At 69.9% G+C, this 11,816-nt stretch carries 8 protein-coding genes, 3 tRNA genes, 1 other RNA gene and 1 pseudogene; 10 read left to right on the forward strand and 3 right to left on the reverse strand.

Annotated features, from left to right (window positions below; translation table 11 throughout):
- Window positions 1-152: 152 nt before the first annotated feature.
- Together F788_RS0113120 and F788_RS0113125 are read right to left on the reverse strand one after the other, a co-directional pair.
- Window positions 153-2,438: a YgiQ family radical SAM protein gene (locus tag F788_RS0113120; RefSeq protein ID WP_019590471.1), complete on the reverse strand. Its 2,286-nt coding sequence runs from the start codon at window positions 2,436-2,438 to the stop codon at window positions 153-155.
- A 101-nt stretch (window positions 2,439-2,539) separates the two neighbouring features.
- Window positions 2,540-4,123, reverse strand: a complete 1,584-nt coding sequence (locus tag F788_RS0113125; RefSeq protein ID WP_019590472.1) for a glutamate synthase-related protein — start codon at window positions 4,121-4,123, stop codon at window positions 2,540-2,542.
- A 153-nt stretch (window positions 4,124-4,276) separates the two neighbouring features.
- Between F788_RS0113125 and pdxH the strand changes: the two genes are divergently transcribed.
- The 4 genes from pdxH to F788_RS0113140 all read left to right on the forward strand — a co-directional run bounded on the left by pdxH (window position 4,277) and on the right by F788_RS0113140 (window position 5,656).
- Window positions 4,277-4,921 carry a pyridoxamine 5'-phosphate oxidase gene (gene pdxH / locus F788_RS0113130; protein WP_019590473.1) on the forward strand — a complete coding sequence of 215 codons (645 nt, stop codon included), beginning with the start codon at window positions 4,277-4,279 and terminating at the stop codon, window positions 4,919-4,921.
- A 157-nt stretch (window positions 4,922-5,078) separates the two neighbouring features.
- Window positions 5,079-5,168, forward strand: a tRNA-Ser gene (locus tag F788_RS0113135).
- A 38-nt stretch (window positions 5,169-5,206) separates the two neighbouring features.
- A non-coding RNA gene (locus F788_RS13845) (RtT sRNA) lies at window positions 5,207-5,353 on the forward strand.
- 228 nt (window positions 5,354-5,581) lie between these two features.
- Window positions 5,582-5,656: transfer RNA gene (locus F788_RS0113140), tRNA-Val, on the forward strand.
- Window positions 5,657-5,838: 182 nt separating this feature from the next.
- Here F788_RS0113140 and F788_RS0113145 read toward each other — a convergent pair.
- Window positions 5,839-5,928 (reverse strand) — tRNA-Ser (locus F788_RS0113145).
- 303 nt (window positions 5,929-6,231) lie between these two features.
- Between F788_RS0113145 and F788_RS0113150 the strand changes: the two genes are divergently transcribed.
- From F788_RS0113150 to F788_RS13850, 6 genes and pseudogenes are all read left to right on the forward strand, one after another.
- Complete coding sequence (locus tag F788_RS0113150; RefSeq protein ID WP_019590474.1) at window positions 6,232-8,334, forward strand: SulP family inorganic anion transporter; 2,103 nt, start codon at window positions 6,232-6,234, stop codon at window positions 8,332-8,334.
- Between the two features lie 71 nt (window positions 8,335-8,405).
- Window positions 8,406-9,095 (forward strand): Bax inhibitor-1/YccA family protein, encoded by a 690-nt coding sequence (locus tag F788_RS0113155; protein WP_019590475.1) that lies wholly within the window; start codon window positions 8,406-8,408, stop codon window positions 9,093-9,095.
- Window positions 9,096-9,204: 109 nt separating this feature from the next.
- Complete coding sequence (locus F788_RS0113160; RefSeq protein ID WP_019590476.1) at window positions 9,205-10,212, forward strand: D-2-hydroxyacid dehydrogenase; 1,008 nt, start codon at window positions 9,205-9,207, stop codon at window positions 10,210-10,212.
- A 19-nt stretch (window positions 10,213-10,231) separates the two neighbouring features.
- Window positions 10,232-10,471, forward strand: a complete 240-nt coding sequence (locus F788_RS0113165; RefSeq protein ID WP_018870752.1) for a SlyX family protein — start codon at window positions 10,232-10,234, stop codon at window positions 10,469-10,471.
- Window positions 10,472-10,485: 14 nt separating this feature from the next.
- Window positions 10,486-11,304, forward strand: a complete 819-nt coding sequence (locus F788_RS0113170) for a class I SAM-dependent methyltransferase (protein ID WP_019590477.1) — start codon at window positions 10,486-10,488, stop codon at window positions 11,302-11,304.
- 328 nt (window positions 11,305-11,632) lie between these two features.
- Window positions 11,633-11,816, forward strand: a pseudogene (locus F788_RS13850) (IS110 family transposase); the annotation flags it as partial.

The raw sequence follows: 11,816 nt of genomic DNA on the forward strand, positions 1-11,816 counted from the left end.
AGGAGGCCAGCCCCCTGGCCGATCCGGCACCGGACCTGCCCCCGATCGGCCGGAGGGCCGGCCTCCTACCGCTCCCCGAACCGTCCGTAGGAGGCCAGCCCCCTGGCCGATCCGGCACCAGACCCGGCCCAATCGGCCGGGTGGCCGGCCTCCTACCGTTTGCCCGGGCCCTTCTTCGGGCCGCCCTTGCGCCCCGGCTTGCGGCCGGTCGGGGCCGGCCGTGCAGCCTTCTCCACGCCCAGGTGCTGGGTACGCACCTCGCCGCCGCGCTGCCGGAGCGCCTTGCCGCCGCGGGTCACGCGCCCGCCGGCGGCCGGTCGCGCCCCGCCGCCCTTGCTGCCCCCCTTGCCCCCGGTACCCGCCGGCTGCCAGGTGGGGATCAGGTGGTGCTTGCCGTTGCCGATCAGGTCGCGCCGACCCATGCGCTTCAGCGCATCACGCAGCAGCGGCCAGTTATCCGGGTCGTGATAGCGCAAAAACGCCTTGTGCAGCCGCCGCGCCCGCGCCCCGCGGGCCACGGAAAGCCGTGAATCCGCCCGGCGCCGCACACCCCGCAGCGGGTTGCGCCCGGTGTGCCACATCGCGGTGGCCAGGGCCATGGGACTGGGCAGGAAAGCCTGCACCTGGTCAGCGCGGAAGCCATTGCGCTTGAGCCACAGCGCGAGGTTGAGCATGTCCTCGTCAGTGGTGCCCGGATGCGCGGCGATGAAGTACGGGATCAGGTACTGCTCCTTGCCCGCCGCCTTCGAATACTTGTCGAACATCGCCTTGAAGCGGTCATAGGTACCCATCCCCGGCTTCATCATGTGACCGAGCGGGCCCTCCTCGGTGTGCTCCGGGGCAATCTTCAGATACCCGCCGACATGGTGCGTCACCAGCTCCTTCACGTACTCCGGCGACTCGATCGCCAGGTCGTAGCGCAGGCCCGAGGCGATCAGCACCTTCTTCACCCCCGGCAGCTCGCGCGCCTTGCGATACAGGCGGATCAGCGGGGCGTGGTCGGTATTCAGATTGGAGCAGATCCCGGGATACACGCAGGACAGGCGCCGGCAGTTCTTCTCGATCTCGGGATCCTTGCAGGCCAGGCGGTACATGTTCGCGGTGGGTCCGCCCAGATCCGAGACCACGCCGGTAAAGCCCTCCACGCGATCGCGCATCTCCTCGATCTCGCGCAGGATGCTGTCCTCCGAGCGGCTCTGGATGATGCGTCCTTCATGCTCGGTAATGGAACAGAAGGTGCAGCCGCCAAAGCAGCCGCGCATGATGTTCACCGAGAAGCGGATCATCTCCCAGGCCGGGATGCGCGCATCGCCGTAGGACGGATGCGGGGCCCGCGCATAGGGCAGATCGAACACCGCGTCCATCTCCGGGGTCGACAGCGGCACCGGCGGCGGGTTGAGCCACAGCTCCTTGTCGCCGTGGCGCTGCACCAGCGCCCGCGCGTTGCCCGGGTTGGTCTCCAGGTGCATCACCCGCGAGGCATGGGCGTACAGCACCGCGTCGCCCTTCACCTGCTCGAAGGCCGGCAGGCGGATCACGGTGCGGCTGCGCGGCGTGCCCTTCGGGATCTCGCGGTGGAAGCGCACCACCTGCGCTTCGGCATCGCTCCCGGATCCCGTGCCCGATTCCTGCCCGGTCGCGCAGGCCTGCGCCGAGGTCTCCGCATAGGGATCCGGGTTCGCGTCCACCGGCCCCGGGGTATCCACCTCGGAGGAATCCAGCACCACGTGATCGCCCGGCACCCGGTCACGCAGGAACGCGGTGCCGCGCAGATCGTTGATCTCGCGCGGATGCTCGCCCCCGGCCACCCGATGCGCCAGCTCCACCAGTGCGCGCTCGGCGTTGCCGAACAGCAGGATGTCCGCGCGCGAATCCAGCAGCACCGAGCGGCGCACCTTGTCCTGCCAGTAGTCGTAATGGGCGATGCGCCGCAGGCTCGCCTCGATCCCGCCGATCACCACAGGCACGTCGCGGAAGGCCTCGCGCACCCGCTGGCTGTACACGACCACCGCGCGATCCGGGCGCTTGCCGTGCACGTCGCCGGGGGTATAGGCGTCGTTGGAGCGCTTCTTCCGCTCCGCGGTGTAGTGATTGACCATCGAGTCCATGTTCCCGGCGGTCACGCCGAAGAACAGGTTCGGCCGCCCCAGCGCGCGGAACGCCTCGGCCGAGGTCCAGTCGGGCTGGGCGATGATGCCGACGCGAAAGCCCTGCGCCTCCAGCAGCCGGCCGATGATGGCCATGCCGAAGCTGGGATGGTCGACATAGGCATCCCCGGTGACCAGCACGATGTCGCAGGAATCCCAGCCGAGCTGGTCCATCTCCTCGCGCGTGGTCGGCAGGAACGGCGCCGTGCCGAAGCGTTTGGCCCAGTACGGACGGCGGTCGAACAGACCGGGCACGGTCTCGTCGGCGATAACGGGTACGGATGCGGACATGCGGCCTCGTTCCGGGGATTCCGGAGCACTGCGATCGGGTAATCGACCATTACACGCGCGCGCGGCCCGGGCTTCAACCGGACCCGCGCGCGGCAGGGGCTTCAGACGTGCCGCGCGTCGCGCACGCCGGCGTACTGCACCCCGGCCAGACGGGCCAGATCGCGATCGAAGGTCGACAGATCGTTGGGGCCGAAATCCTCCAGCCGCGCATGACCGCTGGCCCGCGCCAGGACGCGCGCCAGCTCCGTGGCGTCGGTCAGGAACCGGCCCAGACGCGCCGCCCCGGTCTCCACATCCAGGCGCGCCCGCAGCCGCGGATCCTGGGTGGCCACGCCGGTCGGGCACTGGTTGGTGTGGCAGATCCTTGCGCCCACACAGCCGATCGCCTGCAGCGCGGCGTTACCCAGGGCCACGCCATCGGCCCCCAGTGCCAGGGCCTTGACCCAGTCCGCCGGGGTGCGCAGCCCGCCGGTCACCAGCAGCGTCACGCCGCCCGAGGCCCCGGTGGCATCCATGTGCCGGCGTGCACGCGCCACCGCCGGGATGGTCGGCACCCCCATGTGGTCGCGCAGCAGCGCCGGCGCGGCCCCGGTACCCCCGCCGCGACCATCGAGGATGATGTAGTCGGCACCGGCCTCCAGGGCAAAGTCGATGTCCGCCTCGATGTGGTGTGCCGCCAGCTTGAACCCGACCGGGATCCCGCCGGAGCGCCGGCGCACGTCATCCGCGAAGCGGCGGAAATCCTCCGGCGTGCGCAGCGCCGGATCCGCGGGCGGCGACACCGCGTCGCGCCCGGCCTCAATCCCGCGCGCGGCCGCGATCTCGTCGGTCACCTTGGAACCGGGCAGCACGCCACCCACCCCGGTCTTGGCCGCCTGCCCCGCCTTGAAATGGAAGGCCTGCACCCGCTCGGGCACCGTGTCGTCGTAGCCGAAATGCGCCGGCCCCAGCTCGAACAGATAGCGCGAGGCCGCCTCCGCCTCCTCCGGCAGCATGCCGCCTTCGCCGGAACACACCCCGGTTCCGGCCTGCTCGGCGCCCCGCGCCAGCGCCAGACGCGCCTCGCGCGACAGCGCTCCGTAGCTCATGTCGGTCACCAGCCAGGGCATGGACAGGCGCAACGGCCGCTGCGCCTGCGGCCCGATCACCAGCTCGGTGGCCACCTCGGCCCCGGCCTCCAGCGGCCGGCTCGCCAGCTGGGCCGCCAGCAGCTGCAGTGCATCCCAGCCCGGCAGGTCGTCGCGCGGCACGCCCATTGCCACCGTCGGTCCTTGGGCACCCAGCCCGTCCAGGCCGTCGCGCGCCAGCGCATGGATGAACTCGACATGCGGCTCGGTCGCGGTGGCGCGCGGGTCGGGCGGTGCGCCGGATCCGCCGTTCCCGGCGTTCCCGCCCGGCTCCGACGCGGGCTCCGACGCCGGTTCCGGCGCCTCCCCGACCTGCGCGTCCAGCCCGGCGTGCGTACCGTCACAATAGGGCAGATTGCCCGACTGCTTGCACTGGCACAGAAACGCCTCGCCATTCTCCTGCGCGGTAAACGCCAGCGGGCCCAGGCCCGTCCCCGCGTGGGAACCGTCACAGAACGGCTGGTTGGCCGACCTCCCGCAGCGGCAGAAGTAGTACTCCTTCCCCTTCTCCAGCTCCACGCCACGCGGTTCCAGTGCCGCAATCACGGGTCGGCTCATCGTGTCCTCCTGTCGGTTTGTCCGGCTCACCCGACATGAACCCACAAACCCGCACCCCGGCGCAAACCGCCCGGCCCGGCCGCCCCGTCTGGGCGCAATGACGCCCGCGGGCGTATCATGAGTGATCGTGCCATCTGCCCCCGGGAGCCCCGCATGAACCAGGTCGACCACCGCAACACCCGCCGCGACTACACCCGCGCCGAGCTGCGCCGCAGCGACCTGACCGCGGAGCCCGCACAGCTGCTGGCCCGCTGGCTGGAAGAAGCGCGCGAGGCCGGCAACCCCGATCCCACCGCCATGACCCTGGCCACCGCCGACGCCGACGGCCAGCCCTCGGCGCGCATCGTCCTCTTCAAGCATTTCGAGGCCGAAGGCCTTTGCTGGTACACCGACTCGCGCAGCCACAAGGGCCGCGACCTCGCCGAGAACCCCCGCGCCGCGCTGCTGTTCTACTGGCCCGAGACCGAACGCCAGATCCGCGTCGAGGGCAGCGTCAGCGCCCTGCCCGCCGAACTCGCGGACGACTACTTCAGCCAGCGGCCCGGCGGCAGCCGGCTGGCCGCCGCCGCCTCCCTGCAGAGCCAGCCGGTGGATGACCGCGCCACCCTGGAGCAGCGCGTGAAGGACCTGGAACAGCAGTACCCCGACGGCAACGTCCCCCGCGACCCGGCCTGGATCGGCTACCGCCTCGCGCCCGAGCTCTTCGAATTCTGGCAGGGCCGCGCCAGTCGCCTGCACGACCGCTTCACCTACCATCACAACGGCGAACACTGGGAAATCACCCGCCTGATGCCCTGAACCGCCGATCCTGAAGCGCGCCATGCGGGCGGCCCGCATGCGGGAGCCGGGTTCCCTCGCCGATTATCCACGGCAACCCTACCGCCCCCGCCTCCGAATCTGCTAGGATGCGCAGCGCTACTGGCGACGGTCGCAACAACCGACCGGGCCGGAGCACGGAGAGGTGCCGGAGTGGTCGAACGGGGCGGTCTCGAAAACCGTTGTACGCGCGAGCGTACCGAGGGTTCGAATCCCTCCCTCTCCGCCAGATTCAGGTAAAGGGGCCCGCGTGGCCCCTTTTCTATGCATACCCCCATGGCCGGAGGGATTCGAACCCGAGGAATGGAAAAGCCGGGTTCGACGGGCGACGCGCCAGCGAAGCCCGAACATCGCCGCAGGCGATGGCCCGAAGGGCGAGCCACAACGTGGCGAGTAATCCCTCCCTCTCCGCCAGAATTCCGCAGGAGCGTGCTTGCACGCGAAAAAGGGGCCCACGCGGCCCCTTTTCTATGCGCATCCCCCCGCAGGCGCCCGTGAACATGCCCGCAGGATGCCGGCCCTCCGGCCGATTCCGCGTCCGGCCAATCCCTGCGCCTGATCGGCCAGAGGCTGGCCTCCTACCTGCGGGCGTTCCGCCCCCTTGACCGGACGTCGCCGGAGCCTTAAATTACGCCTCTTCCGGGGCGGTTAGCTCAGCGGTAGAGCACTGCCTTCACACGGCAGGGGTCGCTGGTTCGAACCCAGCACCGCCCACCAGATTTCCCGGAGAAGCGGCCCGTGGCATTGCCCGGGCCGCTTTTTCGTGTGGGGTAGTGTCCGCCTGAGGCGCCGGCCCTGTAGGAGGCCAGCCCCCTGGCCGATTGCAGGAGGCCAGCCCCCTGGCCGATCGGGCTCGGGATATGTCACATCAGCCAGAGGGCTGGCCTCCTGCGGAATTCTGGCGGAGAGGGAGGGATTCGAACCCTCGAGGGGCTTGCACCCCTGCCGGTTTTCAAGACCGGTGCAATCAACCACTCTGCCACCTCTCCGGCGCCGCACATTCTCCGCGACCACCCCGCGCCTGGCAACTCGCCGGAAAACCGGCCCGGGCCTCCTTTCATATATACGGACCACAATGCGTCGTATAGAAAGAGTTTGATAGAAGAAAATAACGATCTTCCGTAAAATCACGGCCCTGTCCTTCCCGGCCGAATCCGCCTCCCGCGATTCGGCGCCGGCGCCGAGCCTCCTGACGCGACGCCGGACGAAGACGCCGCGGCCCCGGCCGCCGGCACGAACTTCAGTGACCGCCCCGGGGACCGGCGACGGGGCGCAACCCGAGGCCGACCATCATGAATTCGATGCTGCTCAATCTGTTTCCCTTCCTGCGCTGGCGTCCCACCAAGGACACCATCAACGCGGATCTGATTGCCGGCATCTCGGTCGCCCTCGTCCTCATCCCGCAGTCCATGGCCTACGCCCAGCTGGCCGGGCTGCCGCCGGTCTACGGACTGTACGCATCCCTGCTGCCGGTGATGATCGCCGCCCTCTGGGGCTCCTCCAACCAGCTGGCCACCGGGCCCGTGGCGGTGGTCTCGCTGCTCACCGCCTCGGCCCTGATCCCGTTCGCCGCCGAGGGCTCCTCCGAGTTCATCGCCCTGGCGATCGTGCTGGCCTTCCTGGTGGGAGTGGTCCAGCTGGTCCTGGGACTGTTCCGGCTGGGCTCGATCGTCAGCTTCATCTCGCACCCGGTCATCGTCGGCTTCACCAACGCCGCGGCCATCATCATCGCCCTGTCGCAGCTCAACAAGATCCTCGGCGTCCCGGTCGACACCAGCGGCCATTTCATGGTCGGCCTGTGGGGCGTGCTGCAGCAGATCGGCGACGTTCACCTGCCGACGCTGGCCTTCGGGCTCGGCGCGATCGCGCTGATGGTCGCGATGAAGCGCGTGGTCCCGAAGATCCCCGGCGTCCTGGCAGCGGTGGTCATCACCATCCTCATCAGCTGGGCCATCGGTTACGAGCAGAAGGCCGAAGTGGCGGCGGACCGGGTCGCGCCGGCCGACGTGGTCGCCCTGGCCGAAGAGGTCGACTCCCGTTCCGGCGCGCTGGCCGACATCGAACAGCGCATCCGCGAGCTGGAGGCCGAAGTCGACGAGGTCGAACGCGCCGAGGCGGTACGGATCCGTCACGAGATCGATACCCTCGGCCTGGAGCGCGACGAACAGCGCAGCGAACTGCGCGATCTGCGCGACCAGCTCGGCGCGATCAGCTTGCGCCGTGTCCCCGGCGAAGACGACGCCCCGGCCCGCTTCATCCGCGAGGACCACCTGACCGACGCGGAACGCGAGCGGGCCGACGGCACCGACTGGCGCATCGAACGGGTCGACAACGACACCATCCACCTGGACGGTGGCGGCAACGTGGTCGGCAGCGTGCCCCAGGGCCTGCCTGCTCCCACCCTGCCGGAGCTGAGCCTGGGCAACATCACCATGCTGCTCACCAGCGCCTTCGTCATCGCCCTGGTCGGCTTCACCGAGGCCATCGCGATCGCCAAGGCCATGGCCGCGCGCACCGGCCAGCGGCTGGACCCCAGCAAGGAGCTGATCGGCCAGGGCCTGGCGAACATCTCCGGGGGCTTCACCCAGGGCTATCCGGTGTCGGGGTCGTTCTCGCGCTCGGCGGTCAACCTCAATTCCGGGGCCAAAACCGGCCTGTCGTCGGTCTTCACGGCGGTGATCATCGGCATCGCCCTGCTGTTCCTGACCCCGCTGATCTACCACCTGCCGGAGGCCGTCCTCGCCGCCATCATCATGATGGCCGTCGCCGGGCTGGTGAACTTCAAGGCGATCAAGCACGCCTGGGTGGCCAACAAGCACGACGGCATCGCCGCCATCGTCACCTTCATCGCGACCCTGGCCATGGCGCCCAACCTGGATTACGGGATCCTCACCGGGGCGGGCCTCGCGATCATCCTGTATCTCTACCGCTCGATGCAGCCGCGCGTGAGCGAACTGGCCCGCTACGAGGACGGCACCCTGCGCGAGGCGCGCCGCTACGGCCTGCAGACCGACGAAAAGATCGCGCTGATGCGCTTCGACGGTTCGCTGTACTTCGCCAACGTGCCCTACTTCGAAGACGCGGTGCTGGACCTGGCCGCCAGCCATCCGCAGGCGAAATACATCATCATCGTCGGCAAGGGGATCAACGAGATCGACGCCTCCGGCGAGGAGACCGTGCACCAGCTCGTGCATCGGCTGAAGGCACGCGGCGTCACCCTGGTGTTCGCCGGCGTGAAGGCCCAGGTGCTGGAGGTGATGGAACGCACCGGCCTGGACGAGCTGATCGGCAAGGACAACATCTTCCGCAGCACCGACCGGGCCGTGGAAGTCTGCCGGGAACGCGTGGGCGAAACCCGGGTCGAAGCGGATGCCGGCCAGGAAAGCCGGAGCTGACTCCGCCCGGCTGCATACCGCGCCGTCCGGCGGTACACTGAGGCGATAACGAACCACAGGAGGTAACGACCGTGTCCAGAGACCAGATCGTCCGCTCGAAACAGAACCCGTCCAGCACCGGTTCCATCAGCGAGACCATTTCGACCAACAAGGTCATCCGCCAGACCTATACCCTGCTGGCCCTGACCCTGGCCTTCAGCGCGGTCACCGCCTTCGTCGCCATGGCCATCGGCGCCCCGCCGGTGCACTGGATCGTGATGCTCGGCGTGCTGATCGGCGGCCCGTTCGCCATCCACTTCACGCGCAACTCGGTCTGGGGCCTGGTGCTGACCTTTGCCTTCACCGGGACGCTCGGGTTCTTCCTCGGCCCGATCCTGTCGATGTACCTGGGGCTGCCCAACGGCCCGCAGATCGTCGGCAACGCATTCACCGCCACCGCCGTGGCCTTCGTGGCCCTGTCCGGCTATGCGCTGGCCACCAAGAAGGACTTCAGCTTCCTCGGCGGCTTCATCGTGGTCGGCCTGATCGTGGCGCTGCTGGCGATCGTCGCCAACATCTTCCTGGCGATCCCGGCGCTGTCGCTGGCCATCTCCGCGGCCGTGGTGCTGCTGCTGTCGGCGGCCATCCTGTTCGACACCAGCCGCTTGATCCACGACCAGGAGACCAACTACGTGGTGATGACGGTGTCGCTGTACGCCAACCTGTACGTGATGTTCCTGCACATGCTGAACCTGTTCCACGCCTTTATGGGCGAGAACTGACGCGCCGGCCGAGCCCGGACCCTCCCGGACTCGCCAGCACGCGGGCCCCGCTCCGGCGGGGCCCTTTTTGTTGGCCCCTGCCCTCCGCCCGATCTCAACGCTGAACCTCATGGCCCAACCGAACCTGCCCTCCGCCCCCCGCGCCGTCTTCCTGGACACGGCCACCGTCGATCGCGACGACCTGGACTTCGCCCCGCTGGACCGCGCTGCCCCGGACTGGGTGCGCCGGGAACGCACGCCCGCCGACCCCGACGCCATCAGCGAATGCCTGGACGGGGCCGACGTCGCCATCACCAACAAGGTGGTCCTCGACCGCGGCGTGCTCGAACGCAGCCCGCAGCTCAAGCTGATCTGCGCGGCCGCCACCGGCTTCAACAACATCGACGTGGCGACGGCGCGCGAGCTCGGCATCGCCGTGACCAACGCCCGCGACTACGCCACCGACTCGGTGGCCCAGCACGTGATGGCCCTGCTGCTGACCCTGGTCACCCGGCTGGACGACTACCGCGCCGACATCCGCGCCGGGCGCTGGAGCGAGTCCGACCAGTTCTGCCTGCTCGACCACCCCATCCGCACCCTGTCGGGCATGCGCATGGGCATCGTCGGGCGCGGCGTCCTCGGGCAGGCCACCGCGCGCCTGGCCGAGGCCTTTGGCGTGCAGGTGCGCTACGCCCGCAGCCTGCGCGACGCGGAACCCGCCGCGGATCCTGCCGCGGACACCGTGCGCGTCCCCCTGCCGGAGCTGCTGGAGACCAGCGACGTGATCTCGCTGCACTGCCCGCTGACCGACGCCACCCGCAACCTGATCGACGAAGACGCCCTGGACCGCCTGGGCCCCGATGGCCTGCTGATCAACACCGCCCGCGGCGGCCTGGTGGAGCCGCGGGCCCTGGCCGAAGCCCTGCGCGAGAAACGCATCGCCGGCGCCGGCATCGACGTGCTCGAGCCGGAACCGCCGCCGCCCGATCATCCCCTGCTCGCCGCCGACCTGCCGCGTCTGGTGCTGACCCCGCACACCGCCTGGGCCGCGCGCTCGGCGCGCCAGGCGGTGCTGGAGGAGATCGCCGCCAACATCCGCGCCTTCGCCGCCGGCGAGACGCGCAACCGCGTTGACTGAACGCGCACCGGGAGCCCGCATGGCCGCCAGCGACCCCACCCCCGAACAGCGCATCGCGACCCTGGAAGAACGCCTAGCCTATCTGGAATTCAGCCAGGAGGAACAGGCCCGGGTGCAGGCCGAACTGCAGCAGGAGAACCAGGCCCTGACCCGGCAGCTCGAATGGCTTCACGGCCGCCTGCGGGCGCTGGAGGCCGCCGCCGGTGATGGCAGCGCGGGCGGGCAGGACACCCCCGAACCCCCGCCGCCGCATTACTGACCGCGGCCCCGTCGATGACCCTCGAACTGCGCCCGGTCCCGGAAGACGATCCGCGCGCCCGGGAGCGCACCCGGGCCCTGCAGCGCCGGCTGGACGCCGCCGGCTACGTCCATGGCGGCGACGCGGCGCTGACCCTGGAAGTGGAAGCGGACTGCCTGAGCCTGGTTCTGGAGGGCGGCAGGAAGCCGCTGCGCCTGACCCCGGACTTCGTGCGCGGCCGGCAGGGCTACCGCCACGCCCGCGCGGCCCACGAGACCCTGGTGCGCGCCGTGGGGCGCGTCGGCGAGCACGCGCACATCATCGATGCCTCCGCCGGACTGGGCCGCGATGCCCTGCTGCTGGCCGCGCGGGGCTGGCGAGTCAGTGCCTTCGAGCGGCATCCGGTCGTCGCCCTGTTGCTGGAAGATGCCCTGCAGCGCGCCGCACACGCCGGTGACCCGGCCCTGGCCGCCAGCGCCGCACGCGTGCAACTGTTCCCGCAGGCATTCGCCGCCGACGCCCTGCCCGCGCCCGCCGATGCGGCGGTGTTCGACCCGATGTTCCCGCAGCGACGCAAGAACGCCGCGGTCAAGAAAGACATGCAGATCCTGCAGGCGCTGATGGAGACCCCGGACCCGCATCCGGGCCAGGCATCCCGGGCGGAAGACACTGAAGAACACGATGCCGCAAGCGATACGGAAAGCGACGCGGCCGCCACGCTCGCCGCGCTGATCCCCGCCACCCGCGGCCGCGTGGTGGTCAAGCGCCCCGCCGGGGCCGCCCCTCTGCCCGGCACCGCGCCGATCTCCGCGATCGAGGGCCGCGCGGTACGCTTCGACCTCTACCGCGCCTGATCGGCCAGGGGGCTGGCCTCCCACGGCACCCGGCCGGTAGGAGGCCGGCCCTCCGGCCGATCCCCCGTCCGGCCAATCCCTGCGCCTAATCGGCCAGAGGCTGGCCTCCTACAGGCCGAACCCTGCCCCGGCAGGAGGCCGGCCCTCCGACCGATTCCCCGTCCGGCCAATCCCTGCGCCTAATCGGCCAGAGGCTGGCCTCCTGCAGGCTGAACCCTGCCCCCCGTAGACATGATGGATTGACCTGCCCGACCTCGAGAGCGTGGGTTATGTTCTCGGGGTTGGGACAACCACCTTCAACACAGAGCCAATATCGAGGGGGCAGGTCATGAACCAGTTTAGCGCGGAAGGGATGAAGGATGCAGGGCCGGCGTCGGGTCTGACCGGCGTGAGGCAGGCGGTGGAGCAGGCCGCCGATGTGTACGGCGCCTACATCGGGCTGGACGTGCACAAGGAGACGATCGCGGTGGCGGTGGCCGAGTGCGGTCGTGGAGCGCCGGAGTATTACGGCG

Source organism: Thioalkalivibrio sp. ALE10 (assembly GCF_000381385.1).
In the GTDB taxonomy this organism is placed as follows: Bacteria; Pseudomonadota; Gammaproteobacteria; order Ectothiorhodospirales; family Ectothiorhodospiraceae; genus Thioalkalivibrio.

Coding starts and splice junctions, on each gene's coding strand:
- F788_RS0113120 (WP_019590471.1), bottom strand. CDS start 2,438: ATGTCCGCATCCGTACCCGTTATCGCCGACGAGACCGTGCCCGGTCTG.
- F788_RS0113125 (WP_019590472.1), bottom strand. CDS start 4,123: ATGAGCCGACCCGTGATTGCGGCACTGGAACCGCGTGGCGTGGAGCTG.
- pdxH (WP_019590473.1), top strand. CDS start 4,277: ATGAACCAGGTCGACCACCGCAACACCCGCCGCGACTACACCCGCGCC.
- F788_RS0113150 (WP_019590474.1), top strand. CDS start 6,232: ATGAATTCGATGCTGCTCAATCTGTTTCCCTTCCTGCGCTGGCGTCCC.
- F788_RS0113160 (WP_019590476.1), top strand. CDS start 9,205: ATGGCCCAACCGAACCTGCCCTCCGCCCCCCGCGCCGTCTTCCTGGAC.
- F788_RS0113165 (WP_018870752.1), top strand. CDS start 10,232: ATGGCCGCCAGCGACCCCACCCCCGAACAGCGCATCGCGACCCTGGAA.
- F788_RS0113170 (WP_019590477.1), top strand. CDS start 10,486: ATGACCCTCGAACTGCGCCCGGTCCCGGAAGACGATCCGCGCGCCCGG.